General features: G+C 46.6%; 24 protein-coding genes. 17 read left to right on the top strand and 7 right to left on the bottom strand.

The window, feature by feature from the left end; all coding sequences use genetic code 11:
• Nucleotides 1-210: 210 nt before the first annotated feature.
• Complete coding sequence (locus tag QXR61_07400; GenBank protein ID MEM3757771.1) at nt 211-426, bottom strand: NFYB/HAP3 family transcription factor subunit; 216 nt, start codon at nt 424-426, stop codon at nt 211-213.
• A 210-nt stretch (nt 427-636) separates the two neighbouring features.
• Here QXR61_07400 and QXR61_07405 point away from each other — a divergent pair, with 210 nt between their 5' ends.
• Complete coding sequence (locus QXR61_07405) at nt 637-867, top strand: 30S ribosomal protein S17e (GenBank protein MEM3757772.1); 231 nt, start codon at nt 637-639, stop codon at nt 865-867.
• 51 nt (nt 868-918) lie between these two features.
• Nucleotides 919-1,284 carry a hypothetical protein gene (locus tag QXR61_07410; GenBank protein ID MEM3757773.1) on the top strand — a complete coding sequence of 122 codons (366 nt, stop codon included), beginning with the start codon at nt 919-921 and terminating at the stop codon, nt 1,282-1,284.
• 13 nt (nt 1,285-1,297) lie between these two features.
• Here QXR61_07410 and nucS read toward each other — a convergent pair whose 3' ends face one another.
• A complete protein-coding gene (gene nucS / locus QXR61_07415; GenBank protein ID MEM3757774.1) occupies nt 1,298-2,086 on the bottom strand; it encodes an endonuclease NucS in 789 nt (262 codons plus the stop codon).
• Nucleotides 2,087-2,142: 56 nt separating this feature from the next.
• On the opposite strand from nucS, the gene QXR61_07420 reads away from it, so the two are divergent.
• From QXR61_07420 to QXR61_07460, 9 genes are all read left to right on the top strand, one after another.
• The gene (locus tag QXR61_07420) at nt 2,143-2,772 is read left to right on the top strand and encodes a methyltransferase domain-containing protein (GenBank protein MEM3757775.1); all 630 of its coding nucleotides are present in this window, start codon (nt 2,143-2,145) and stop codon (nt 2,770-2,772) included.
• 19 nt (nt 2,773-2,791) lie between these two features.
• The gene (locus QXR61_07425) at nt 2,792-2,956 is read left to right on the top strand and encodes a 30S ribosomal protein S30e (GenBank protein ID MEM3757776.1); all 165 of its coding nucleotides are present in this window, start codon (nt 2,792-2,794) and stop codon (nt 2,954-2,956) included.
• Nucleotides 2,957-3,160: 204 nt separating this feature from the next.
• Complete coding sequence (locus tag QXR61_07430) at nt 3,161-3,871, top strand: glycosyltransferase (GenBank protein MEM3757777.1); 711 nt, start codon at nt 3,161-3,163, stop codon at nt 3,869-3,871.
• A 40-nt stretch (nt 3,872-3,911) separates the two neighbouring features.
• Nucleotides 3,912-4,916, top strand: a complete 1,005-nt coding sequence (locus QXR61_07435; GenBank protein ID MEM3757778.1) for a radical SAM protein — start codon at nt 3,912-3,914, stop codon at nt 4,914-4,916.
• 67 nt (nt 4,917-4,983) lie between these two features.
• The gene (locus QXR61_07440) at nt 4,984-5,469 is read left to right on the top strand and encodes an adenosine-specific kinase (protein ID MEM3757779.1); all 486 of its coding nucleotides are present in this window, start codon (nt 4,984-4,986) and stop codon (nt 5,467-5,469) included.
• A gap of 17 nt (nt 5,470-5,486) precedes the next feature.
• Nucleotides 5,487-6,296, top strand: a complete 810-nt coding sequence (locus QXR61_07445) for an ABC transporter ATP-binding protein (GenBank protein ID MEM3757780.1) — start codon at nt 5,487-5,489, stop codon at nt 6,294-6,296.
• Entirely contained in the window at nt 6,275-7,870 is a 1,596-nt protein-coding gene (locus tag QXR61_07450; protein MEM3757781.1) for a hypothetical protein, read from the top strand. The genes QXR61_07445 and QXR61_07450 overlap by 22 nt, the downstream gene beginning before the upstream one ends.
• 91 nt (nt 7,871-7,961) lie before the next feature.
• Nucleotides 7,962-8,555 carry a type-4 uracil-DNA glycosylase gene (gene udg / locus QXR61_07455; GenBank protein MEM3757782.1) on the top strand — a complete coding sequence of 198 codons (594 nt, stop codon included), beginning with the start codon at nt 7,962-7,964 and terminating at the stop codon, nt 8,553-8,555.
• Nucleotides 8,556-8,662: 107 nt separating this feature from the next.
• Nucleotides 8,663-9,496 (top strand): sugar phosphate isomerase/epimerase, encoded by an 834-nt coding sequence (locus QXR61_07460; protein ID MEM3757783.1) that lies wholly within the window; start codon nt 8,663-8,665, stop codon nt 9,494-9,496.
• A 41-nt stretch (nt 9,497-9,537) separates the two neighbouring features.
• Here the strand turns inward: QXR61_07460 and QXR61_07465 are convergent, their stop codons facing one another.
• Nucleotides 9,538-10,215: a hypothetical protein gene (locus QXR61_07465; protein ID MEM3757784.1), complete on the bottom strand. Its 678-nt coding sequence runs from the start codon at nt 10,213-10,215 to the stop codon at nt 9,538-9,540.
• 107 nt (nt 10,216-10,322) lie between these two features.
• Here QXR61_07465 and QXR61_07470 point away from each other — a divergent pair, with 107 nt between their 5' ends.
• The 5 genes from QXR61_07470 to QXR61_07490 all read left to right on the top strand — a co-directional run bounded on the left by QXR61_07470 (nt 10,323) and on the right by QXR61_07490 (nt 18,981).
• A complete protein-coding gene (locus QXR61_07470; protein ID MEM3757785.1) occupies nt 10,323-11,525 on the top strand; it encodes an argininosuccinate synthase in 1,203 nt (400 codons plus the stop codon).
• Nucleotides 11,526-11,533: 8 nt separating this feature from the next.
• Nucleotides 11,534-13,030, top strand: coding sequence for an argininosuccinate lyase (argH, locus tag QXR61_07475; protein MEM3757786.1), 1,497 nt, complete (start codon nt 11,534-11,536; stop codon nt 13,028-13,030).
• Between the two features lie 34 nt (nt 13,031-13,064).
• Nucleotides 13,065-14,222 carry a glutamine-hydrolyzing carbamoyl-phosphate synthase small subunit gene (carA, locus tag QXR61_07480; protein ID MEM3757787.1) on the top strand — a complete coding sequence of 386 codons (1,158 nt, stop codon included), beginning with the start codon at nt 13,065-13,067 and terminating at the stop codon, nt 14,220-14,222.
• A gap of 6 nt (nt 14,223-14,228) precedes the next feature.
• Complete coding sequence (gene carB, locus QXR61_07485; GenBank protein MEM3757788.1) at nt 14,229-17,504, top strand: carbamoyl-phosphate synthase (glutamine-hydrolyzing) large subunit; 3,276 nt, start codon at nt 14,229-14,231, stop codon at nt 17,502-17,504.
• 121 nt (nt 17,505-17,625) lie between these two features.
• Nucleotides 17,626-18,981 carry a hypothetical protein gene (locus QXR61_07490; protein ID MEM3757789.1) on the top strand — a complete coding sequence of 452 codons (1,356 nt, stop codon included), beginning with the start codon at nt 17,626-17,628 and terminating at the stop codon, nt 18,979-18,981.
• 26 nt (nt 18,982-19,007) lie between these two features.
• Here QXR61_07490 and QXR61_07495 read toward each other — a convergent pair whose 3' ends face one another.
• Nucleotides 19,008-19,883, bottom strand: a complete 876-nt coding sequence (locus QXR61_07495) for a hypothetical protein (protein ID MEM3757790.1) — start codon at nt 19,881-19,883, stop codon at nt 19,008-19,010.
• A gap of 217 nt (nt 19,884-20,100) precedes the next feature.
• Nucleotides 20,101-21,303 (bottom strand): mandelate racemase/muconate lactonizing enzyme family protein, encoded by a 1,203-nt coding sequence (locus tag QXR61_07500; GenBank protein ID MEM3757791.1) that lies wholly within the window; start codon nt 21,301-21,303, stop codon nt 20,101-20,103.
• Between the two features lie 138 nt (nt 21,304-21,441).
• On the opposite strand from QXR61_07500, the gene QXR61_07505 reads away from it, so the two are divergent.
• The gene (locus tag QXR61_07505) at nt 21,442-22,092 is read left to right on the top strand and encodes an RraA family protein (protein ID MEM3757792.1); all 651 of its coding nucleotides are present in this window, start codon (nt 21,442-21,444) and stop codon (nt 22,090-22,092) included.
• On the opposite strand, the gene QXR61_07510 is transcribed toward QXR61_07505, so the two are convergent.
• Together QXR61_07510 and QXR61_07515 are read right to left on the bottom strand one after the other, a co-directional pair.
• Complete coding sequence (locus tag QXR61_07510) at nt 22,082-23,020, bottom strand: sugar kinase (GenBank protein ID MEM3757793.1); 939 nt, start codon at nt 23,018-23,020, stop codon at nt 22,082-22,084. The two genes, QXR61_07505 and QXR61_07510, sit on opposite strands and share 11 nt — an antisense overlap.
• An 87-nt stretch (nt 23,021-23,107) precedes the next feature.
• Entirely contained in the window at nt 23,108-23,665 is a 558-nt protein-coding gene (locus tag QXR61_07515) for a DUF998 domain-containing protein (GenBank protein ID MEM3757794.1), read from the bottom strand.
• Nucleotides 23,666-23,686: the final 21 nt, after the last annotated feature.

A 23,686-nucleotide genomic window follows, 5' to 3' on the forward strand; every position in this document is an offset into this window, starting at 1 on the left:
ATAAATCGACTTAACGCATTCTGGCAAGCAGGGCTTAAGGCTATTCTTGGTGAGAAGAACGACATCAACCCTCAAAGAACGGTCGTCCTCCCTCATTTTATTTCTTAGTTTCATTTTATAAGTGATTAATGCTTTATGCTCTTTAAAACTTTCTTCAGCCCCATTCTACTGATAAATAAGGGGGAGGGGTTATTAATGTAGGGTCTGTTTCTATCTGCTTAGGACTTTTTTGGCGGCTATTTCTATGTCTTCCGCTTTCACGGTTTTTCTGCCCGCGTGCATTGCGAAGTCTACTGCTTCTCTACCGATTTTTATCCCTATCTCCTCCAGTACTTTAGCCAGCTGTATTGCTGCTGACTCGCTTACCCTTTCAGCGCCAGCTTTCTTACAGATCCTATGCATGGCTGCAATGGCTAATTCGCCCATAATGTTTCCCTCTTTCAACATTTAGAGTTAAATACAATATTTATTTTTGTTTTTTCCATTAGAAAAGCCTTTCTGTAGTCTTTTACCCTAGTTTTCGACGTTGGTTTTTACGCGCATGTTTTCGGCGGAAACTGGCCTGGGGAATTTAACGATAACGTTCATATATTAGAGCGTAATGTAATGTGAGTTAACGTAGAAAGGCTGATGCGCTTGGGGAACGTGCGTCCAGAAAAGGTTAAGAGAATAGCGCGCGAATTAATCAGAAAGTATCCGGATAAGTTTACATCTAACTTTGAGGAGAACAAGAAGATTTTATCTAGCATGGCGTTCATCCCATCCACTAGGCTTAGAAACAGCATCGCAGGCTACATAACAAGGCTGGTCTCCATATATCATACGCAGACCCCGGAGAAACCTGAAAAACAGATGGGCGAGAAATAAGGGGGCCCATTATTCCCCGAAAAATAGTCAACTGCGTGATGAAAATTGTTGATGGATGAGTACAGAAAAGGGTGGGCTCTACGCTGCTTAAGGGAGGCCATAGATGAAGTTAAGATAGCGAAGAGAGACAGCAGAGCGCTCAGCCTAGCCATCGACGCCCTAAGAAAAGCCCAAGCTGCAATATATTATAGTCTTGGGGAGCCATTTTTAATAGGGAGCATAGTGGAGGAAGCCGTTGAAAGCGAAACCCAGCCGGATGACCCGGTTCTAAGATGCCTAGTGAGCGTGGAGAAGTCAATAAAGCGGCTAGAACAGATGAGGGAGATTTATGGCGACGCTGCGGTTGTTGAGGAGACAGATAAGATAGTGTCTTTAGCCTCAAGAATAGTTAGCCTCTTGACCTCACTTGAAGACTAGCTCAGCACTCCTCTTAAAGAAAGTCCATTATTTTTCTCTCCCCGGCTTTCTCACCTACACCTGAAATTATCTGTGAGCACCTTCTCGGATCAACCCTTTTAAAGCTTAAGCCCAAAGAGATTAAGAGTTTACCGGCCTCTTTCGATACATCTGGTGCAGCCAGTATCCCCCTCACCTCGCGGCCCAAATCAGCCTTCAACGCTTCAACGTATCTGGCTAGCTGTAGTACGGCTTCTCTGCCAGCTGTTCTACGCTTTATTTCAACAACAACCATACAGCCATCCTTATCCACGCCGTAAACATCTATGAAGCCGGGTTCAACCTTCTTTTCGTACTCAATCGGCTTAAAGCCCTCCTCAATTATCGAGGGCTCCATGAGAATCGCCCTCCGCATGTCTTCCTCACTCGCATAGAGCGAGAACTCGCCCTCATCCTTCAGTTCCAGAACGGAGAGAAAGAATATTTTATCAAAAAATATTTTCACGGTTTCCTTTGGGCTCCTCTTCACAGACACGATGGTGAGGAAATCTTCGCCTTTATATGCTTGGAGGATGCAGCCGGGAGGCTGCCAATTAACTGGCTCATACCCACTAGGTCTATGAACTAGGACTGAACCATCCTCCTTAATTATCGTGATCCTCTCGCCCGGCTCGAGCTTCGAGCTCGCCCTACCCTGATACTCAACCCAGCAGTTTCCAACTACTATAACGGTTCTCCGCTCGCTGAAGGCCTTGTTGAGGATGTCGACGGCTTCATCTAGGCTTGGGTTCTCGCTTATAATGGCTGGCTTTTCGCGGCGCAATATTGCTCGCCAAAAATCTTTTAGGGTCTCCTTGAAATAAATAGTTTTAGTTAATTATGGTCGGCTTAGAATACTGGAGAATAAAACGTGAGACGGCCAGATATTACGATAGAATCGCAAGGATATATGATGCGTTGTATAGTTATGAGCAGAATCTAAAGATTAAGGAGATCCTAAAAAACGTTGATATTGAGCCGAGCGACATTGTTCTGGACCTTGGCTGCGGAACCGGTCTCCTTTTTGAGCATATTGCCAGATTGTCTGGGCTGATGGTTGGAGTTGACATCTCCATAGGAGCTCTCAGGAGAGCAAAGAACCTCGTTAAGAGAAGCGGCTTAAATATGGTGCATTTAATTAGGGCTGACGCTGACTTCCTACCGTTTAAAGACCATTTTTTCAATAAGGTTTTCGCTGTAACAATGCTTCAGAACATGCCTAACCCCCAGCTAACTCTGAAAGAAATGTTAAGAGTGGCCAAAGAAAATTCGGAAATAATTGTAACTGGACTTAAAGGAGCGTTCACAAGAGAGCTATTCTCAAGAACTCTGGCGGAGGCCGGCTTATCCTTCTTCTTAGCGGATACTGAGGATAAGGTTAAGTGCTATATTGCAGTATGCTGGTTGGGGGAAAAGCGTCCTATACCCGCTAAAAACATAAATAATGGAACCGTTGAAATAATATTTTAAATGGTGGTGAGAATAATATATGCCGACCCACGGTAGCCTTTCAAAAGCCGGGAAAGTCCGTTCACAAACCCCGAAGATTGAACCTCTACCGAAGACTAGCAAACCGCCTAGAATAAGAGTTAAGAGAAACTATGAGAAGAGGATAATGCTTCAGAGAAAACCGGGCCAAAACTGGATACTCTAAGAGATTTCAAGCATGTATACGCAAATCTAAATTCGGGCGATCAGAGACGGGTCTTTTCTCTAGCGCATTATCCTTAAGGCGAGTGCGAATTTAAGAGAAAAAATAGCGCTCAGTTTTTTGTTGAAAATATTTTTCGGGATTTTAAGGATATTTTTAAAGGCTTGAAGGATTCAGCTGATAGTAGATGTGGAAAGATGAAGCGCTATGGTGGAGGAAAAACCCTTAAGGGTCTCGGTGGTAATCCCAACCCTTCAGGAAGGGAAGTATATTGGCAGATTACTTGCGAGGATAGCCAGCGTTGATCCAAGCCTAGAAATAATCGTTGTTGACGGCGGCAGCACTGATGGAACCGTTGAAGTGGCCGGAAAGTTTACGGATAAGGTTTATGTGTTTAATAGGCGCGGCATAGGTAGGGCGAGGAATTACGGTGCTTTAAAGGCGAGCGGCGACATAATAGTGTTTATGGATGCTGATGTTGAGCCTCCACCAGACTTTGTTGAGAAGGTTCTCTCAGCTTTTAGGGATAGAAGTGTTGTCGGGGTAACATGCAACATTATGCCTAAGAGCTCAGGACCCTCTCTTATAGCCTTCTTTCTCTTCTATAATTTGTTGTTAAGGTTGCTCTCACATGTTAAGCCGCATTCAAGGGGGGAGTTCCTAGCTGTTAGGCGTGAAGCCTTCCTAAAAATTGGGGGGTTTGATGAGAGGCTTCCATGCTTAGAGGATCATGAATTAGCCTTTCGCCTCTCTAAGGTCGGCAGAATACTTTTTCTCAGCGATTTAACGGTTTACGAGTCTATGAGAAGGTTTAAGCGTATAGGTTTTTTAGGTGTGCTCAAGTTATGGATAAGTAATTATATCTCACTTATCCTATTTAATAGAACGTTATCGGAATCCTGGGAGCCTATACGATGAAAGTTGAAAGGTTGATGCAATGATATCGAAGTCTAAAATCTTGAGTCTGGCTAGGCGGGCAGTAAAGTCTCCTGGAACATACCATGCTCAATGGTTTATAACTAGGAGGTGTAATTACCGCTGTAGGGGCTGTACTGTTTGGATGGATCAGGATTCTGAGGAGCTGTCAACAGAGGATGTGAAGCGCGGTTTGGATATACTGCGCGATATAGGGGTCTTGGAGATAGTTTTTTCGGGCGGAAACCCACTTCTTCGCGAGGATATTGGCGAAATATTGAATTACGCGTCCAAATACTTCATTACAACCGTTTACGATAATGGGAGCGTTGCTGCCGGCAAGATTGAGGTACTAAGAAACGTTGACTTCGTGGCTATATCCTTGGACACGTTGGATGAGAAGAAGAACGACTACCTTAAAGGCGTGGACGGCGCCTGGAGGAGGGCCATGGATGCGATTGAGAAACTTAAGAGCGAAGGAATTCATGTTGGGGTCTCACCGACGATATCTCAAATGAACCTTTACGAGATAATTGACTTCACAAAATATTTTTCGGAACGCGGCGTACCAGTATGGTATTGCCTATACTCGTATGATTATCAGCCGGATAGAGGCGCCTTCTCGATAGGTAGAAGGAACGATGAGTATGAGATAACTGATGGGAAAACGTTAGCCGCGATATGCGACGAGTTGATGGAGATGAAAAGGGAAAACGAGCACATATATATAACTAGGAAAACCCTTGAGGCTGTAAGGCAATTGGCTTTAACAGGTCGGAGGATATGGAGATGTGCGGCTCTAGAGAGCTTCCTAGTGGTAGACCATATGGGTAGGGTTTCAGGCTGCCATTGTAGGGAGCCGTTGGTCTCGATATTTGATCTGCCGAGAGTTTGGAGGAGCAGTTGGATTAAAGGGCTTAGGGAGGAGTATAGCCGATGCACCAACTGCGTATATTTATGCTACATATTTTACTCAGTGCATAGAGGGCTATCCGGCTTATTAGAAATAATCTTAGATCAGTGGAAGAGCGTCAAAGATTACGTTTAGAAATGGTTAAGAGCGCCGATGACCATAAATTATCCATTAAGGCCTATAGCTATATTGGTGGATTAACATGGTTGAGATCAAAGTTGTGAGCATAGATATACCTGAAGACTGTAATGTGATTCTAGGGATGGCTCACTTCATAAAGACTGTTGAGGATATCTATGAAGCCATGGTTAACTCCGTCCCAGGCATAAAGTTCGGCTTAGCCTTCTGCGAAAGCAGCGGTGAATGCCTCGTTAGGGTTGAGGGAACAGATGAGGAGCTTAAGAGGGCTGCCGCCGAGAACATGCTTAAGCTTGGCTGCGGCCACTCCTTTATAATACTTATGCGTGGAGCATACCCGATAAACGTGCTAAACGCAATAAAGAGGGTTCCGGAGGTCTGCACGGTTTACGCTGCGACAGCGAACCCTCTTCAAGTTGTTGTAGCGGAGACGGAGCAGGGAAGAGGCATATTAGGCGTTATAGACGGATTGAAGCCTAAAGGCATTGAAGACGAGAAGGGAGTTGAGTGGCGGAGAAGCCTTCTAAGGAAGCTCGGCTATAAAAAATGATCGTGGCGGATAAAGCGATGACACCTATCATTGAAATGGTGGATGTATGGAAGTCTTATGATGGCGTTCAGGCGCTTAGAGGCTTAAATCTACAGGTTCAGAGGGGAGAGATCTTTGGGCTTATTGGCCCAAACGGCGCTGGGAAGACGACTACGCTTAAAATAATAGTTGGCTTGCTGAAAATGGATAGGGGCATCGTGAGGGTTAGCGGCGTAGATATAAGCGAAGAACCATACGAGTATAAGAAGATTATTGGGTATGTTCCGGAGTCCGTTTCCCTGCCAGACTACCTAACCGTTGAGGAGTTCCTCATGTATTCTGGGAAGATTAGGGAAGTTCCGAACGAGGAGATTAAGGAGAGAATGAACCATTTCATCGATCTTTTTGAGCTTAGGGAGAAGAGAAGAGCGCTTATAGTTTCGCTTTCAAGGGGCATGCGGCAGAAGGTTGCGATAGCCTCGGCGCTCATACATGACCCATACCTGCTAATCCTCGATGAACCGTTCATCGGCATAGATCCCATGGGTCAGCATGTTCTTAAAGAGCTGTTTAATGAGAGGGTTAAGGATGGTAAAACCATATTTATATCCACGCATATGCTGGACACAGCTGAGAGGCTGTGCAACAGGGTTGCAATAATCTATAGGGGGCAGAACATCGCTTCAGGAGACCTAGAAGACCTTAAACAAATGTCTAGAAGCGGCGAAAACGCAACCCTGGAGGAAGTCTTCCTCAAGTTAACGGAGGAAGCAAAAGAGCAGCCGATTGAGGAGACTGTTGAGAAGAAAAGGGGATTTTTCGGCCTTTGGGGGAGAAGGAGAACGTGAGACTAAGCGTAGTTGTAACTCTCTATAAGTTTAAGGTTAAATCTTTTTTCGGCACATTTAGGGCGTCTAAGGCCAACTTAGCCTTACTGCTCGTCTACATGTTTAGCCTGCTTCCAAGCGCGTTCGGCTTCTCGATAATGATTGTTGACGCAGTTAAGCAGAGCGGGGTTAATATTGAGACATATGTTGAGACTTTAGCGGCAATGCTCAGCTTTCTCACGGCATTCATTCTTTTCTTAACTTTTAGGGGCTACACCGTGTTTGAGCACGAGCAAAACTTCATCTTCACGTCGCCCGTAAAGCCCATAGAGTTTTTAATTGCGAGCATTCTGGCCGATTTAACATCTATACTCGTCTTCATCTACCCGTTATTCGCCATCTACGCGCTGGTCGTATCATGGCTTAATTTACCGCTTAGCTCAGCCATAATCATTCTTTCAGCTATGCTCATCTTCGTCTTCCTTCTCTTCCTCCTGAAAACATCCCTATCGATAATAATGTCGCTTCAAAGGAACCTTTCCGCCAAGTTAACCGCATCAGCCCTAATTCTTCTTCTGCTTTTTCCATCGATAAGCTCAGCCCTAAACCTTCCATTAAAATACGGCTTACTCCCCTACCCCTCGACATTACTAGCTAAAATACTTGTTGGAGAAGTGTACGGTGTAGGTTTTCAACCACTAAATTTTCTTGGGCTATCACTATACTTTCTGCTGTTAGCCGCCCTATTCGCAATACTTTCAAGAGAAAACTTCTTTCCCCTAACAACGCGAGTCCCGTTTGTGTCGCCCTTTGACGCCTCGATGCGGATGCAGACATTAAAGATGGAGAAGAGCATTAAAACGTTTTCTAGAATGGGGATGTTTCTAACATTAAACCTCGAATCAAAATCGCTGCTCGCCTTTCTAATGAAGAAGGAGTTTATCCGAATGATTAGGGAAGGAAGCCTATTCGCAGTCATATTCATGTACACCATAATATCGTTTGTGGTTGCTGTAAGCGGCATTCACTCTCCTCAAGAGACTCAGGGCGCACCCATTCAGCCAGCCCTATTCCTAATGTTTTTCATAGGCACCTACTCGCTGATAGTTCCGCTGATGCTGATCTCCAACTGGAGGGTATCAGACTTCGAGAACCTCTGGGTGCCAATGACCTCCGGCGCAAATATGCGCATAATGATTAGGGCTCTACTCTACGACTTTACACTGGTGTCCTCAGCTATACCAGCGGTGATAATACTGCTCCTATCAGCCATCTACGGAATTAACCCCTTAATGGCGCTAGTCCTAGTGGCCTCAACGTCGATGATAGGCTGCCCGGTTAACTTCTACGTTATGATCAAGTTTCTTGCGAGAAAACGCCGTAGCGTATCCTCAGCGCTTGCAGGATGGACCTCAATGTTCCTTTCAGCACTGCTTTTAACGCCAACATACAGCCTAATCTTTCTAAACCAATACCTAAATTTAGGCGAAAATATAGGCGCACTGCTCTCGGCAATAATCCTGCTTTACTCAGCGCTTATGATGAGGTTTTTTTCAAGAAAGATTGAGAAAAACATAATTCACCTAGAAATTTAATGTTAAAAAGCTGATAATAATGACATGATGCTCAGCTACACGCGGCAGGGTTTTATAGACAATTTTTAATTTATATTTTTCTGGGCTGAATATGGCTTCAAGCATGGAGACCAAGCTTAAATTTTTCCAGCAGCTGACGCTTGAGGTTAACGCGTGTAAAAGATGCGGTCTATGGAGAAATCGCAGAAAACCAGTTCTAGGCGACGGAGACATAAACGCGTCGATAGTTTTCATCGGTGAAGCCCCGGGATACTGGGAGGATATTAAGGGAAAACCCTTCGTCGGCTCGGCTGGAAAGCTTCTGGACGAAATCCTCAGAGAGAACAGCATTTCTAGAGATGAGGTCTACATAACAAATATTGTGAAGTGTAGGCCGCCCGAGAATAGAGACCCGCACCCTGATGAAGTCGCAGCGTGCAGCGGTTATCTCGAGAGGCAGCTGGATTTAATAAGGCCTAGGATAATTGTGACCCTTGGCAGGCATTCGACAGCGTATATTTTCTCTAGGGCAGGCATACCGTTTAAGTCTATGAGTGAGGCTCAAGGAAAAATATACGAGGTGGATCTCTGGGGGAGAAAAGTACATGTGGTTCCATCATATCATCCGGCGGCGGCCCTCTACAACGTGAAACTTAGAGACGAGATTAGAAGCGCAATAAAGCTTATTAGGAGATTAATGGGATAAAGCGCAAATCATGGTTTCCGGACGGGTTCATAAAAGTTTGAGATTTATAACCTTTAAGCATTATAAACATCTATTATCCAGTATTTAATATCTGGAGATGCACGCATATGTTTGTTGGTTTCCTCACAGCGCCATTAAGAGACTGGAGTCTAGAGAAGATTGTTAAGTGGGTTTCCGAAAATGGATTTAGAGGTCTAGAGGTTTCAGTTTCACCAGCCTTAAAGCACATTGAGGTCGATAGGGTCTTGGCTGGCGGAGCCGGCGAGATTAAGCGTCTATTCCATGAAAGAGACTTAAAGATATCGGGTTTAGCCTTCTATAGCATAAGAATACTTGAGGACGAGGGCGAACAGAAGTATCTGCTAAAGATTATTGAAGCCGCTTCAGCCCTAGACGTGAACGTGGTCTGCACCTTAGCTGGCGGCCCAATTAAAGGCAAGGATAAGATGCAGACTTTGAGGGAAGACTTCCCAAGGGTTTTCAGCCCGATTGTTGATGCCGCTAGAGAGCACGGTGTGAAAATAGCCTTGGAGAACTGGTATGCAACCAATCTTCAGGGTTTAGATCACTTTCAAGCCGCCTTTGAGAGCATCCCGGATAGGACTTTAGGCTTAAACTTTGATCCATCGCATCTCTTCTGGCAGCAGATAGATTACATTGAGGCCGTCCATAAATTTGGCGACAGAATCTATCACACGCATGCCAAAGACACCGAGATACTGCCCTTCAAGCTTAGATACGTCGGTGTTTTAGGTAGGGGCTGGTGGAGATACCGGATACCTGGCTGGGGCGGGATAAACTGGCGCTCATACATTACGGCCCTTAAGGAGGTAGGCTACAACTACGTGCTCAGCATCGAACATGAAGACCCATTCTTCAGCCCAGAGGACGGGTTAATTGATGGGCGAAGATTCCTTGAAGGCATACTATTTAATGCTTAAAGGTTAAAGAGCAGCCGCACGCTCATTTCACGAGAGCAAACCTAGCTGCGCGTGAAACCTAATCTTTTTCTGGCATCCAACACTAAATCAGCGAGTATACTGTAAACCCTCGTAGAATCCTCCATTTTAACCACTATCACCGTCTCAGTGTAGCAGCTTATTGTTTCCTCAATATTTATCCCCCTCCTCGATATGGCGTTATAGAACATCACGATGCAACCCGGCGTATCAACAATCTCCCTAGGGCTCTGAATTATCGCGGCCGCTAAATTCCTTTTCTCATCGAGTATCCCGGAAGCTTCGAGGTTTGAGCGGATGCCTTCAAAGATTCTCTGATCAGTTATCAGAGTCAGCGTAGTGGCGCCCTCAAGAACCTGAAAGAATGCTTCCGGAAACTCCGCTGAGATGAGCCTAGCCCTCTCAAGGTTTCTTCTAGTCTTCTCAAGAGAAATTTTCGCTAGGCTTGTTCTGATAGTTATGATGCTGTCGGCCACAACCTTCAGCTGCTCCCTTAGCGGCTTAAACTTCACCCTTGCACGCTTAACGGAGGTTATCATGCCCTCCAACGTCACTTTTCTCCCCAGTATCTCTTCGGCTTTAGGCTTAAGTAGGCGGGCTACCGCGCTTAGGTTCGCATAGCCTCTCTCAATGGCGTCCTGAATCGATGGATCGCCCTCTATGAGGTATTGAACGGTTTTTGCTAGGGATAATTCGACCATTTTTGGTCACTTAGAACCCATTTAAGCCATGTTTTTAGTCAAAAAGCACATATATTTAACCCTTATCTCTTTCATCGGTTAAGAGCTTTGAGGAGTGGCTGAAAGGTTTGGTGAAGAAAATAGTTTTAGCCTATTCGGGCGGCTTAGACACGTCCGTGCTCATAAAGTGGCTTCAACAAAAGTATAGCGCTGAGGTCATAACCGTAACGCTGGATGTCGGCCAGAAAGAGGATTTAAAGGCTATTGAGGAAAAAGCCTACAGGCTCGGCGTCCTAAAGCACTATTCGATCGACGCAAAAGACGAGTTCGCCAGAAACTATGTTTTCCCAGCGATTAAGGCTAATGCGCTCTATGAGGGTAAATATCCCGTCAGCACGGCTTTATCGAGGCCGCTGATAGCCTCAAAGCTCGTCGAGGTCGCCGAAAAAGAGCATGCGGACGCCGTTGCGCATGGGTGTACTGGTAAGGGCAACGACCAAGTCCGCATAGAGGTCTCCGTTAAGGCGTTGAACCCGAACCTTAAGGTTATAGCGCCCGTAAGGGAGTGGAACATGACTAGGGACGCCGAGATAGATTTCGCGAGGGAGCATGGCATACCAGTCCCAGTCGATAAGGGTAAGCCTTACAGCGTAGACCAGAACCTTTGGGGCCGCTCAATAGAGTGCGGAATACTTGAACACCCCGATGAAGAGCCGCCTGAAGATGCCTTCGAATGGACTGTTCCGCCGGAGAAAGCGCCTGATAAGCCAGAATACATTAGCGTAGAGTTTGAGGACGGTGTTCCAGTAGCCTTGAATGGCAAAGGCATGGAGCCCGTTGAACTCATAGACAGCCTAAATAATATTGCTGGGAAACATGGGGTTGGCCGAATAGACCATATGGAGGACCGTTTAGTTGGAATAAAGTCTAGGGAGGTCTACGAGTGCCCTGCTGCAACGGCCATTATAGAGGCGCATAAAGATCTTGAGAAGATGGTTCTCACGAGACATGAGGTTCTCTTCAAACATCATATTGACGCCGAGTGGGCTTACCTCGTTTACGCTGGATTATGGATGGATCCGCTTAAGGAGGATTTAGACGCGTTCATCAACAAGACGCAGGAGAGGGTTAAAGGCGAAGTTAGGGTTAAGCTCTTTAAGGGTAATGCGCTGGTTGTCGGGCGTTCTTCGCCTTATTCGCTCTACGACATACATTTGGCCACATATAACATTGACACAACCTTCGACCAGACCTCCTCAGCCGGGTTCATCGAGCTTTGGGGTTTACCAACAAGGGTTGCTAGAGCCCTTAAGAGGGTTAGGAAGGGCTGAGACCAAGGATGTCCGAGCTGCTTCGGGGCGGTAGGCTCATAAGATCTAGGGCAGACATCATCAAGTTTACTTCCTCAATAGAGAGCGACATTAAGCTGCTTAAGCACGTTATGAACATTAATAGGGCTCATGTAATAATGCTAATAGAGAACAAGATAATACGCGCCGAGGAAGGCTCAAAGATTCTGGGAGCGCTAATCAGCCTAGAGGAGAGATTAACCCTTAGACCGGACATCGAAGACGTTCACATGCTAGTCGAGGAAGAGGTTATAAGATGCCTAGGGATGGATGTTGGCGGAAACCTCAATTTGGCGAAGAGCCGAAACGATCAAGTCGCAACAGCCATAAGGATGGCTTTAAGAGAGGAGCTGCTCAACATAATGGAGCTGACCGTCAACCTTCAAGAGGCGCTCATCGGGGCGGCTGAAAAGAACATTGACGCCATTATTCCCGGATATACGCATTTGCAGCCAGCTCAGCCGACAACCCTCGCCCATTATCTACTGGCGCAATCCGATATGCTAGGTAGAAGCCTAGAGAGACTGCTCAGCGCCTATAGCCATGTTAATCTATGCCCAATGGGCGCCGGAGCCCTAGCGACAACGAGCTTTCCAATAAGCCGCGAGAGGGTTGCGGAGCTGCTGGGCTTCGACGGGCTTGTTGAGAACTCGCTTGACGCGGTTAGCTCAAGGGATTTTCTCCTTGAGGTTTTAGCAGCCCTATCCGTTATGGCTGTCGACTTAAGCCGCCTAGCCGAAGACTTAATTTTATGGTCTTCCATGGAGTTCGGCTTGATAGAGCTTCCAGACGAGTTCACATCAACGAGCAGCATAATGCCCCAAAAGAAGAACCCGGAGGTTCCTGAGGTTGTGAGGGCTAGAATGGGTTCAATAATAGGCGACTTTACGGCTGCCTCAATAATCTTAAAGGGTCTCCCATCAACATACAATCTAGACTTTCAGGAGGCAACGCCTAAACTCTGGGATGCATGCAGAATCATGAGTGAAACGCTGAAGATGCTTTCAGAGCTGATTGGAAGCATAAAGGTTAAGGAGGAAACCATCAAGAAGCCCCATCTGAGCTTTTCGGCGGCTACTGAGCTCGCAAACATCCTTGTTAGAAACCATAATATTCCATTCAGGCTCGCCCATAAGGTTGTAGGAGCATTAGTTAAAGCCCTAATAGACGGGGGGAAAACCCTCTATGACGCTACGCCAGAAACTCTGGCGGAAATCTCAAGGGAGATTTTAGGCTCACCGATACATGTTAACGCTGAAGAATTGCGGAGAGCAATTGATCCAGCATGCTTCGTGGAATCTCACAGCGTTAGGGGAGGGCCTTCTAGAAGGGAGGTTGAAAGGATGATCTCCGCAAGAAGAGCAGCGCTCAGCCAGCGTAAAGGCAGCATAGAAGCGTTAAGAAGATGCATCGAGGAGTCAATTGACGCGCTTAACACCATAGCCAAATCCTATGCTGCGCAGGAATTCTCCCACCATAAAGTTTAAATTTCCGTTTAGCTTTTGCTTGAGGAAGGGTTCATTGGAGCGCGAAAAGAGCCCCGGAAAAATGAAGGCCGGTAAGGCCGTTCTGGTTCTTGAGGATGGGACATTCTTCATCGGTAAGGGCTTCGGGGCTGTAAAGAAGGTTTCCGGCGAGGTTGTCTTCTCAACTGGGATGGTTGGTTACCCGGAGTCCTTAACAGACCCATCATATTATGGTCAGATTCTAACTTTAACGTATCCGCTCGTTGGAAATTATGGTGTTCCAGCATACGACTATAACGAGCTCGGCGTCCCCGTAAGCTTTGAATCCGTTGGGATTAAGGTTACCGGGCTCGTGATCCAAGAGCTATGCGTGAAGCCCCACCACTGGGCTTCTAGAAGAACACTTGATGAGTGGCTTAGGAGTGAAGGTGTCCCGGGAATATATGGGATGGACACTAGGCGCTTAACGAAGAAGCTCCGTGAGAGAGGCGTTATGCTCGGCATACTCCAAGTATGTGAGGAAGGCGAGGAGCCGGATATAGATAGGCTGCTTGAGGAGGTTAAGGGCGTTCCAGATCCAAATGAGCGCGACTTGGTCAGCGAGGTCACAATTAAGGAGCCAATCTACTATGAGAGCGACGGAAATATTAGGATAGCCTTAATAGACTGCGGTGTAAAGGCTGGGATAATAAGATGCTTGCTTAAACGCCGAGTGGAAGTTATAAGGGTTCCCTACAATCTCCCGGCCGAGGAGATCCTTGAGTTTAAGCCGAACGGTGTCTTGATAAGTAATGGGCCGGGAGACCCGAAGAAGTGCGTTAAAACTATAGAAGCCGTTAGGGTTCTTGCGGAGGAAGGGGTGCCTATGATGGGCATATGTTTAGGGAACCAGATTCTCTCGTTGGCTATGGGCGGCGACACGTATAAAATGAAGTATGGCCATAGGTCTCAGAATCAGCCGGCCTATGACCTTGAGACGGGACGCTGCTACATAACGATCCAGAATCACGGCTATGCTGTTAAGGCTGAATCCCTAGAGAAAACCAGTCTAAAATGCTGGTTTATAAACGCCAATGATAAAACTGTTGAGGGCATAAAATCTAAGGATGGTTTATCCTTCGCCATTCAGTGGCATCCAGAGGCTTCCCCCGGACCATATGACACAGAGTTCCTTTTCGATGAGTTTCTTAAGAGGGCTAGGAGGGCTGGGTGATAGAGTATGCCGAAGTTTGAGTGGGTGCGTAAAGTTCTGATATTGGGCAGCGGCGCGATAAAGATTGGTGAGGCAGCTGAATTCGATTATTCTGGGAGCCAGTGCCTTAAGGCTTTAAGAGAGGAAGGTATCGAAACGGTTCTAGTTAACCCGAACATAGCGACGATTCAAACTGACCCTAGGCTTGCCGGCAGAGTCTATCTGCTGCCAGTTATCCCAGAATATGTGGAGAAGGTTATTGAGAGGGAGAGACCAGACGGGATAATGCTCGGCTTCGGGGGACAAACAGCCCTAAACTGCGGGGTTCAGTTAGCTAAAATGGGCATCCTAGAAAAATATGGTGTAAAAGTTTTGGGGACTTCCATTGAAGCCATTGAGAGAGCGTCTAACAGGGAGCTTTTTAGGCAGACCATGCTTAATGCCGGCATACCAGTTCCAAGAAGCAGGTCTGCAACATCCATTGAAGGGGCTGTCGAGGCGGCTGAGGAGATAGGCTACCCTGTTATGGTTAGGGTAGCTTACACGTTGGGCGGTAAGGGCACCGGCGTCGCCTATAATAGGCATGAGCTGGTCGAGATCGTTAGCAGGGGCTTAACCCACAGCATGATCAGGCAGGTTTTAGTCGAAGAGTATATCGGGCACTGGAAGGAAGTCGAATATGAGGTTATGAGGGACTATCGAGACAACTGTATAACCGTCTGTAACATGGAGAACTTTGACCCGATGGGCGTTCACACGGGCGATTCGATCGTCGTTGCGCCTTCACAGACTTTGACGAACCGCGAATACCATATTCTGCGCTCAGCGTCTATTAGGGCGGTTCAAGCCCTAGGCGTAGTCGGCGAATGCAATATCCAGTGGGCGCTCCACCCGAGGTCTGAGGAGATGAGGGCTATAGAGGTTAACCCAAGAATGTCTAGGAGCTCAGCCCTAGCCAGCAAAGCCACAGGTTATCCGCTCGCTTATATAGCCGCTAAGCTGTCGATAGGCTACACGCTTCCAGAATTAATTAACAAGGTTACTGGCATAACAACGGCATGTTTTGAGCCAGCCCTAGACTACATTGTCGTTAAGATCCCACGCTGGGATCTGAAGAAGTTTAGGAACGCTGACCGCCATATAGGCACCCAGATGAAGTCCGTCGGCGAGGTTATGGCGATCGGGAGGACGTTTGAGGAGGCCTTGCAGAAAGCGGTTAGGATGCTTGACTTGGGCAAGATTGGGCTGGTCGCAAACAACGATGACGATGAGCCTGAGCCCCTAGAAGCCATAAGAGACTGCCTAAAGAACCCGACGGATGAGCGGCTATTTAAGATAGTTAAAGCCATGAAGATGGGAATGCCCATTAAAGAGATTTACCGCCTAAGCGGGATAGACCCATGGTTCCTCCACAAGATTAAGAACATCATTAATATGGAGAAGAAACTTAGGAGGCTTAAGGTTAACGATGAAGATGCGCCCGAAATTATTAAAGAGGCTAAGCGCCTAGGCTTCTCAGACGCCCAGATTGCTAGATGCACTGGTTTAAGCGAAGAAGAGGTTAGGCGTTTCAGAAAAAAGCATGGGATAATTCCAGTTGTGAAGCAGATCGACACCTTGGCAGCCGAGTGGCCTGCTAAAACAAACTACCTCTACATGACCTATAATGGCGATGAAGACGACGTAAAGTTTGATGCTGGAAAGAGGAAGGCCATTGTTCTAGGCGCGGGGGTTTTCAGGATAGGTTCAAGCGTCGAGTTCGATTGGAGCGGCGTTAACACCATCTGGGCTTTAAAGAAGCATGGCGTGGATGAAGCCATAATGATTAACTATAACCCGGAAACCGTTTCAACAGACTACGACATATCGGATAAACTTTACTTTGAAGAGCTGACGTTAGAAAGAGTCCTCGACATATACGAGAAAGAAAAGCCTCTAGGGGTTATAGTCAGCGTTGGAGGACAGATCCCAAACAACCTAGCTCTTAAGCTCTCTAGGGCCGGCGTCAACATACTTGGGACATCTAGCGAAAGCATAGATGCGGCTGAAGACAGGTCAAAGTTCAGCGCCCTTCTAGACAAGCTAGGTATATCGCAGCCGAAGTGGAGCAAGCTGACGACCATCGAGGAGGCTGAAAAGTTCGCTGAGGAGATAGGCTACCCAGTTCTAGTCCGACCGAGCTACGTTCTATCCGGGTACGCTATGAGGGTAGCATACAGCAGTAAAGAGCTTAGGGAATACCTTGAACTGGCCGCTAAGGTTTCGCCGGAGCACCCGGTTGTGATATCAAAGTTCATTGAGGGCGCTAAGGAGGTCGAGGTTGACGGCGTCTCAGACGGAGAAGACGTCCTTATAGGCGCAGTCATAGAGCATGTTGAGCAGGCTGGCGTTCACAGCGGGGACGCAGTCATGTGTATTCCACCCCAATCTCTGAGCAGCAGCGTCATAAAGAGGATTGAGGACTACTCACGTATGATCGCTAGAGCCCTCAAGATTAAGGGTCCATTCAACATACAGTTTCTCGTCAAAAATGATGAGGTTTCAGTTATAGAGTGTAACCTCAGGGCTTCAAGGTCACTTCCATACGTCAGCAAGAGCAGAGGCGTTAACCTCATAGATGTATCAACAGCCATAATGTTCGGCAAAACCCTTAAAGAGATGGGTTTACTTGAGCTGCCGCCAACGCCCTATGTTTCAGTCAAGGTTCCGCAGTTCAGCTTTATGCGTTTAAGCGGAGCAGACCCGGTTCTAGGCGTCGAGATGCTGAGCACTGGGGAAGCCGCGTGTATAGGCGAAAACTTTGCTGATGCGCTCTTAAAGGCTTTACAGGCTGTTGAATTCACGTTTCCAAACGATGGCGGCGCGGTCTTAATCACTGTTGGCGGCGAGGAGATGAAGCGTAAAATAATACCGTTGGCTAAAAACCTGAACGATTTAGGCTTTAAGATCTGCGCAACTGAGCATACAGCTGACGCATTATATAGGGCTGGGCTTAAGGATATCACTGTCCTCTATAAGGTTAGTGAGTCTTCTAGAAAACCGAATATAATAGATTACATAGTCCAGCGTAAAATAGACCTCGTCATTAATATTCCTGCAGCTAACCCGGGGGACGAGATGGCCGACATACTTAAAGACGAGTATATTATACGGAGATTAGCTGTCGAATACAACATCCCAATAGTTACGACGCTTGAGCTGGCTTCAGCGATAATCAAAGTCTTAAAGTATAGGAGGAAGAGCGAAATCATAATACGCTCATTAAACGAGTACATGGATAGCCTGCCATTAAAATTCTGGTAGACGTAGCCTAGAAGAGATTTTTTGTTTTTAGGCTTAAGAAGCATTTCAATCTTTTGAAACGCGGCGTTTCACGGTGTTCCTTAACTAAGACTTTTGCGAAATTATAGCGTGGTGATCGAGCATGATGTGCGGGTGTAAGAGGATTATCATATCAATGCTGCTCTTATCCTTAACGCTGGTGCCCCTGCTGGCTGCTGCAAAGCAAACGAGCACCGTGATGGTGGATGAACCCACCCTAGAGAAGAGGGCGGAGGCTATGCTCTCTTTGGCGGATAAGGCTAAAGCTAGGGTTGAGATTCTGCTGAACTCTATCCTCGCAAACGAGACGTTGATGGAAATGATTGAAGACGCAAACCTGACGGATTATCTTAGGGCGGCGAATGAAACCTTCAATTTAGGCGTAAGTGTACTTGAAAGCGCCCATACATATTATAGCGATGGAAATTATACGGATGCAATATCGCTTGCGATGAAGGCTATGGGATATTTCCGCGATGCCTACAGGGAGCTCAACAATATTCTATGTAAGCTGGGCGTCTTAAAGGATGAGGTTATTAGGGGGCAGGGTTTGCTCATAGCTATACAGTGCGCCCTAGAGAGAATAGAGATGACTGCTGAAGCCCTCGAAAGAATAGCGAACAGGAATGGCATAGACGTAACCAACGCCGCTGCTAAGCTGGCCGCTGCTAAGCTGAATGAGGCAAAAGAAATTTTGGACATTGAGAAGGCTAAAGAGCTACTGCAGCGGGGTAATGTTTCAGACGTCGCTCACATGCTTGCCGAGGCGAACAGGCTTATAGCTGAAGCCTTCAAGGATCTGAAAAACGCGATCAGGGAGAAAGTCAGCGAAAGGATAGAGCGCTTTAAGGGGAAACTTGAGAGATTACGTGAGAGGGTTAAGGAGAAACTTAGGGAAATGAATGTAGCTGAGCGCGAATTCTTCGAGCGCTGGAACTTCACTAACTCCGAGGAGTTCTGGAGGAAGCAGCTGGAAATACTGGAGAGGGTTAGGGAGCGCTTAAGACTGAGGGAGGGAGTTAACGCGACAGAGTTAGGGATCGTAGGCAGGAAGATGCATGAAGTCTGCCTAGAGCTTGAGCTTAGGCTTAGGGAGCATGAGGGGGAAAACGCTAAGAAAGCTAAGATTGAGGTGGATTTAGAGAAGATCGTTGAAGCACACGCTGGGCGTAGAGTAACGGTGACCTTAAGGATAACCGTCAGAAACGCTGGCAACACTACAGTGACCTTTCCAAACTCCGCGTTTGGGATCATAATTGAAAGGGAGAGAAATGGAAGATGGGAACTCTACGCGTCACCAATATCGGCGCAGGTTCTCCGGGATCTTAAGCCCGAAGACGTTGGGTGGGTAGAGATAAAGCTTACTGCCGCTGAACCCGGCAATTATAGGGTGGTGGTGCGCGCGTTGAGTAGAGAGGGGCTTCAAACTGTAGCCACGAAAGATTTTGAAATACCGTAGGGGAATTTCCCCACATATTTTACCATTTATTTTAATTCAACAACGTTTTGAAGCCCAACTTTTCTAACACGAACAATCCCTTGTTTTTCTAGGCGCTTCACTAGCCGCCACATACTTGTCCTCGGTATATGTGGGAAATTCTCCCTTAACTCGGCTTCCAACACTCTTCCGCCCCTCTCCCTGATGAAGCGAACAATCTCAGCCTCATCATCGCTTAGGGCTTCTCTAACCCTCCTCCGCCTTAAATGAATGATTGTTATGGCGATAATGATGACCACGCATATAATGACTATTGCAATTACCATGTATCCTATTGGTGAGACCCACGTTATAGGTGGCTGTTGCTGGTTTGGCGGCTGTGGTGGAGGCGGCGTTGGCGGCTGTATAGGCACCTCGTAGCTTATTTCCCAATCTCCGGGGCTTAAATCCATCTCAAGACGGCCATCGACCACCCTTATGGCTGATGGAACACCGCTGAGATACATTATTGTCGCGTTCTCCGGCAGGATGAGGGTTAACTCAAAGGGCGCTGTGAAATTGATTGTCCAAAGACCAAACACCTTATATGTTAACCCATCTGTACTGTATTCCAGTGTTATCTTTGTGGAACCTAAAGAATAGATAGTTATGTTGCCCTCGCTTAAATCATAGTCTAATAGGCTGCCATTCTCGTCCAGAACCATTATATCGCTAACCCTCTCCAGGGGAGATAATAGCGGAACCGATATTAACGGCTCATACTCGTTAACCAAGAGCACGATATCAACATGGACAACACCATCCCTATAGACGGTTAATGTAGCCTTCTGAACCACATAGTCTTCCTGTGCGCATAAAAGGGAAGAAATAAGAGAATTGGCGAAAAAGACTACTAATACTAAGATCATGCGCAATCTCTTCAACAGCTTTGCACCAGCTGCCTACCGCAACTCTCGAAAACTATGTATTTAATCCCAACCCTCATAGACATAAGCATTTCCATACTCGCATCATCCAGACTCAAAAGCTTCTCAACTCTCAAAGATACCTTAGATCTTAAAAAAGAAAAAACATGGTATTAATAAAATGTTACACTTCATTTTTCAGAGTTAGATTAAGATCCCTCATATCGCCTTTAGGCTACTCGAAGAAGTCTTCCCCCTCAACCAAATATTTCCTTACAGCGTCCTCGTTAACCTCTATGCCTAGCCCTGGTTTCTCAGGAACATTCACGAAACCATCCCTAATTAATGGCTTCTCTAACCCCTTGACGAAGTCTTCCCATTGGGCTACGTGCGCAGCATGATGTTCAAAAGCTATAAAGTTCTTCGGCATGGCTGCGGCGGCGTGAACGTTCGCCATGAAGGCTATCGGCAGCCCATAATTGTGTGGGGCTATGAGCACACCGTAGAGATCAGCGAACTCAGCTATCCATTTAAGCTCATATATGCCGCCAACATCGGAGACGTCTGGAGCCACTATATCAACAGCATGCTTACCTATCAGATCTCTGAAACCGTACCTCAAATAAATCTGCTCACCGGTAAGTATGGGCGTAGTGGTTCTCCTCGAAAGGAGACCATAGAGGTAGACCTCAGTGTACGGCGAGTAATCTCCGGTAAGCAGATCCTCAGCCCACATCAAATTATATGGTTCAAGAGCCTTCGCCAGCTTCAAGGCCGAGGGAAAACTTTGCCCGGGACCGCAGTCTAGCGCTAAGCCAACCTCGTCGCCCAAAACGTCTTTTAAGGCTTTCACTATGGCTATCTCGGATTTAAGACCCCGCTCAGTTACGTGGCCTTTGGTTGGATAGGCTGGTTCTGCTTCGAAGGATCCGCCCTTAACATTTAGAAGCTGTCTGCCATGAAAACCTATGTCAAATTTCAGAATGGTGAAGCCTTCTGGCAGCGATTTCATGCGTTTAGCTTTCTCAGCGTAGGCTTCCGGCATATACATTGATGCTGGATCATTCGGATCCAGTGGCACCCCAACCCCACAATCACAGTAAACCCTAATTTTTTCACGGTTTTTACCGCCTAGAAACCTATAAACTGGCAGGCCGAACGCTTTTCCGGTTATATCCCATAAAGCCATTTCAACCGCGCTGACAGCTGATCCCCAAGGTTTAAAGCCGCCCATGTACTGCATACGCGACATAACTTTGCCAACATTAGTTGGATCCTGCCCGACCAAGAAATTTTTTAGGCGTAACACGTGGTCTCTTGGACAATGCGCTTCCCCATAACCGCAGATGCCCTCATCCGTGTCAACGCGTACAATTCCGATTCTCCCTAAACCTGGGACGTTGACAATCGCCACCTTTAAGTCTCTTATCTTTACCAATATCTCCTCCCTTCTAAATGATAGCAATATAGAATTACTCGCCGCAATAATTATTAAAGCGTTTTTCTTTTTCGGACAAAACTTAAAACTTAAATCGATTATAGGTAAGAGTGAAGCCTGAAATAGGAGGATTTCCACATGTCTTTAAAAAACTATATTGAGGAGCTTAAAAAAACTCCGACAGCGTCGCTATCAGACGCGTTAAATCAAATAGGCATAAATGGTACATTAAACGTTACTTTCCATCCTACTCTAGAAGGCGTTAGGATCGCTGGACCAGCTGTCACCATACTGCACTCTTACTCCACTAGGCGGGTTATTCCAATTGAAGCCATAGACGCCATAGACAATGCAGAGAAGGGCTCCGTTATAGTGGCGGCTATAGAGGGCGGTGAAGCGCAGGATATAGCGCTCTTCGGAGGCCTAATGTCCCTTGCATCTAAGACTAGGGGTCTTGAAGGAGCCGTTATGTGCGGTGCAATAAGGGATCTTAGGGAGATTAAAGAGATGAGGTTCCAAGTTTTCTATAGGTTTCTCTCACCCAACACTTCAGTTGGGAGAACCGAGATAAAAGCCGTGAATCTTCCAGTGAAGTATGGTGGCGTAGTAATAAATCCAGGCGACATTGTTGTGGGCGATGATGATGGGATAGTTATCATACCGAAAGACAAGCTGGTGGAAGTTCTAGAGAGAGCCAAGCGGATCGACGAATTGGAGAGGAAAGAATCTGAGGAGATAAAGAAGGGTAGACCGTTCTCTCAGGTTATAAGGGAGTACGCTAGAGTTTAGCTTCCCTCAAAAAATCCTCAACTTCTCTTCTTTTTGGAATTGGTGCAACGGCTCCTAAACCAGTTGTAGTCAAGGCGCCGACAGCATTAGCGAATACGCCGACCTCCTCCAAGGGTTTTCCCTCCAGTAATCCGACTATGAAGGCTCCATCAAAGGCGTCGCCGGCGCCCGTCGTATCGACTACATTAACTCTAAAGCTGGGGACATGGATTCTCCTTTCTCCGTCAAATATTATGCAGCCCTCCCCGCCCATCTTCACTATGATGGATATTGGTTTAGCAAAACTGTATATTCTTCTAACCACTTTATCTGCGTCCTCATTGTAGAGTAGATCCACGTCCTCTCTGCTTACAAATATTATGTCCGCTCTTCGCATAGCTTCCTCGATGAAGGGTCTAGCGCATTGAGGCGGCCATAATTTAGGTCTGAAATTCACGTCGAAGCTGAAAAGCCCGCCGTGTTCTTTAACTATGTCGGCTGCTTTTAAAACGGTTTCTCTGCAGCTTTCGCTTATAGCCATTGAGATCCCGCTTGAATGGAATACTTTCAAACCGCTTAAGTATTCCGGATTTAAATCCGTCGGCGAATAATGGCTTGCAGCCGAACCCTTCCTGAAATAGGTGAAGTCGTGTCCACCACCCGGCAGAAGCGATATGAAGTAGACGGCGGTGAAACCTCCCTTCTCAACTATAACCTGCGATGTATCCACGCCTTCCCTGCGCCAAAGATCCAGAAACGATTCGCCGAACTCGTCGTCCCCGATGCGACATATGTAGCCTGCTTTTCCGCCAAGCCTAGCAACAGCAACGATGAAGTTTGAGGTGTCCCCGCCCCAGCCCCTCTTAAATAACTGCACATCCTTGAGCTTACCTATCTCTGTAGCGCAGAATTCAACCATAGGTTCGCCGAAGCTGGCAATATCAACCATTCTAAAGCACCTCGCCGCCTTAATCGCATTAACGTATCTTAGTAGAGACTAAAATAATAAATCTTTGAGGGTATTAATCTCATTTTCTCAATCTTTCTGCCTAATTATGTTTAGTGATGATTCAATTAAACATGAGGTGACGGAGATCGCGGAGATTATTTCGGGGATAGCTACACCCATTTTATATATGTTGGCCCAGTAGAATAGCCAAGCCATTAAACCTGCTAAAAATGCCGCAAAGCCTAAGACCTTTTTCTTCTCTACGAAGTAAACTATGCACGATATGCTGGCTGAAATGAAGAATAATACTGATACAATAAAGTGGATTCTACCATAGATTTCATCAAACGCTGCTACAGATTGCAGCATTAAGGCTGAGAACACCACCGATATACTAGTGTATTTGGCGTATTCTGCCAGAGATTTAGACGCGTAGATCGCCGTCAAGAAGCCGGATACCAATAGACCAAAATTAAATATGGGTGCAACAACGCTTTTCTGGGAATGGCCTAAATCGCTTAACGCATTCTCATACCAGCTGAATGAGGGCGACAAACATATTGATAGGCATATGAAGATATATGCGACTCCAGGCCCGATGATCCCGAGGGAAGCGAAAAATTTACTTGTATCCAGCGTTCCCATAACCAGCCACCTTTATTCTTA

Source organism: Candidatus Bathyarchaeia archaeon, from assembly GCA_038882715.1.
Lineage (GTDB): Archaea > Thermoproteota > Bathyarchaeia > Bathyarchaeales > DTEX01 > DTEX01.

Excerpts from the sequence above, each read along its gene's own strand:
- QXR61_07460 (MEM3757783.1), top strand. The coding sequence starts at position 8,663 with ATGTTTGTTGGTTTCCTCACAGCGCCATTAAGAGACTGGAGTCTAGAG.
- QXR61_07440 (MEM3757779.1), top strand. The coding sequence starts at position 4,984 with ATGGTTGAGATCAAAGTTGTGAGCATAGATATACCTGAAGACTGTAAT.
- QXR61_07465 (MEM3757784.1), bottom strand. The coding sequence starts at position 10,215 with ATGGTCGAATTATCCCTAGCAAAAACCGTTCAATACCTCATAGAGGGC.
- QXR61_07515 (MEM3757794.1), bottom strand. The coding sequence starts at position 23,665 with ATGGGAACGCTGGATACAAGTAAATTTTTCGCTTCCCTCGGGATCATC.
- QXR61_07510 (MEM3757793.1), bottom strand. The coding sequence starts at position 23,020 with ATGGTTGATATTGCCAGCTTCGGCGAACCTATGGTTGAATTCTGCGCT.
- QXR61_07445 (MEM3757780.1), top strand. The coding sequence starts at position 5,487 with ATGACACCTATCATTGAAATGGTGGATGTATGGAAGTCTTATGATGGC.
- QXR61_07425 (MEM3757776.1), top strand. The coding sequence starts at position 2,792 with ATGCCGACCCACGGTAGCCTTTCAAAAGCCGGGAAAGTCCGTTCACAA.
- argH (MEM3757786.1), top strand. The coding sequence starts at position 11,534 with ATGTCCGAGCTGCTTCGGGGCGGTAGGCTCATAAGATCTAGGGCAGAC.
- QXR61_07400 (MEM3757771.1), bottom strand. The coding sequence starts at position 426 with ATGGGCGAATTAGCCATTGCAGCCATGCATAGGATCTGTAAGAAAGCT.
- QXR61_07490 (MEM3757789.1), top strand. The coding sequence starts at position 17,626 with ATGATGTGCGGGTGTAAGAGGATTATCATATCAATGCTGCTCTTATCC.
- udg (MEM3757782.1), top strand. The coding sequence starts at position 7,962 with ATGGCTTCAAGCATGGAGACCAAGCTTAAATTTTTCCAGCAGCTGACG.
- QXR61_07420 (MEM3757775.1), top strand. The coding sequence starts at position 2,143 with ATGGTCGGCTTAGAATACTGGAGAATAAAACGTGAGACGGCCAGATAT.
- carB (MEM3757788.1), top strand. The coding sequence starts at position 14,229 with ATGCCGAAGTTTGAGTGGGTGCGTAAAGTTCTGATATTGGGCAGCGGC.
- QXR61_07430 (MEM3757777.1), top strand. The coding sequence starts at position 3,161 with ATGGTGGAGGAAAAACCCTTAAGGGTCTCGGTGGTAATCCCAACCCTT.
- QXR61_07410 (MEM3757773.1), top strand. The coding sequence starts at position 919 with ATGGATGAGTACAGAAAAGGGTGGGCTCTACGCTGCTTAAGGGAGGCC.
- QXR61_07505 (MEM3757792.1), top strand. The coding sequence starts at position 21,442 with ATGTCTTTAAAAAACTATATTGAGGAGCTTAAAAAAACTCCGACAGCG.